Origin of the sequence: Streptomyces sp. NPDC058964 (assembly GCF_042741275.1) — a bacterium.
GTDB lineage: Bacteria > Actinomycetota > Actinomycetes > Streptomycetales > Streptomycetaceae > Streptomyces.
Genome location: NZ_JBHYKH010001016.1, coordinates 1 through 1,203 on the forward strand (window position 1 = coordinate 1; position 1,203 = coordinate 1,203).

3 protein-coding genes are annotated in these 1,203 nt (G+C 76.6%); all 3 read right to left on the reverse strand.

Annotated features, from left to right (window positions below; all coding sequences use genetic code 11):
- On the reverse strand, positions 1 to 188 hold a 188-nt coding region (locus ACFW2E_RS47305), incomplete at its 3' end, for a gas vesicle protein K (protein ID WP_384478474.1).
- Entirely contained in the window at positions 185 to 433 is a 249-nt protein-coding gene (locus ACFW2E_RS47310) for a gas vesicle protein (protein ID WP_384478477.1), read from the reverse strand. The genes ACFW2E_RS47310 and ACFW2E_RS47305, both read right to left, overlap by 4 nt.
- The coding region (locus ACFW2E_RS47315) for a GvpL/GvpF family gas vesicle protein (RefSeq protein WP_384478479.1) at positions 430 to 1,203 on the reverse strand (774 nt) is incomplete at its 5' end. The genes ACFW2E_RS47310 and ACFW2E_RS47315, both read right to left, overlap by 4 nt.

Sequence of the window (1,203 nt, forward strand, 5' to 3'; positions counted from 1 at the left end):
AGCAGCATCAGCGCCGTACCGAGCCGCTCCTCCTGCTCCCCGCTCAGCGTCCCCTCGTCGAAGCGGCGCACGGCCTGGCGCTCCATCAGCTGGCGCAACAGCTCCACGACGGTGAGGACCAGAGCGGCCAGGTCATTGGTGACCCGCTCCGGGTCCAGGTCGAGGGAGTGGGCCCGGGGCGCGCTCACAGCGGTCCGCTGTCCGGCCAGGGGGCGGGCACCCGTTCGTTCACCGACGACAGCAGCGCGTGCAGCGAGATCCGCACCAGCGGCACGTCCGCGATGGCCAGCACCAGGTCCCCACTGACGACGACGCCGGTGGCCAGCACCCGGTCCAGGAGGTCGACCAGCGGTACGCCCACCGGCGCGTACGGCTCCGGTCCGCCCCACGGGACGGGTTCGGGGCCCGGCGTACGGGTGTCCGGGCCGATCACGCGCCCACCGTCCGCGGTGTGCGCTGCGGCTCCTCGTCCCAGCGGGCGAAGGAGTACGGGATCCAGGGGCCCGACGCGCCGACCTCCACGGCCGTGAACCGCCCGTCGGCGGTGAGCCGGGACAGAGCGCGCGTGAAGGCGGGCGACTCCGCGTCCTCCACCAGGTAGGCGGCATTGAGCACCTGAGGGGAGCGCCGGCCGGTGAGCCGCTCGCTCTGCGGCCGGTGCCGGGTGGCGGCGACGGCGTACCGCCTCAGTTCCGCGTCCACGGCCTCCGCCTCGGCCTGTGCCCTGGCGTGCTCGTCGCGCCGGTCTCGGCGCCGTGCGCTGGCCCGGCTGAGGTAGTCACGCCCGCCGGCGCCCCGGTCGCGGGAAGCGCCGGAACCGGCGGCGGGCTCCGCCGGCCCCTCGACGGCGTGCACCTTCACCGCCCACTCCGTCCGGTCCCGGAGACGTTCGAGCAGCACGTCCAGCACCGCCTCCCGGCCGGCCACCGCCGGTTCCGCGCTCCGGTCGCCGCGGTACAGGGTCGCCATCGGCAGCGGTACGACCGGGCCGCGGGCGGCGGCGGCCTCCACGCCCCGGTGATGGGCGCGGGCGCAGCGCTCCAGCTCGTCGGGCCGGTTCAGGCGCTCGGCCAGCGCCTCCTCGTCGAACAGTGCGGCCGGGACGTCCTGCACGACCAGGCACAGACCGCCCGCGCGCAGGACGCGCAGCGGGCCGCCCTCCTCGTGGCCGGTGGCCGCGGCCAGGCCGGCGCCGTCCGGCGC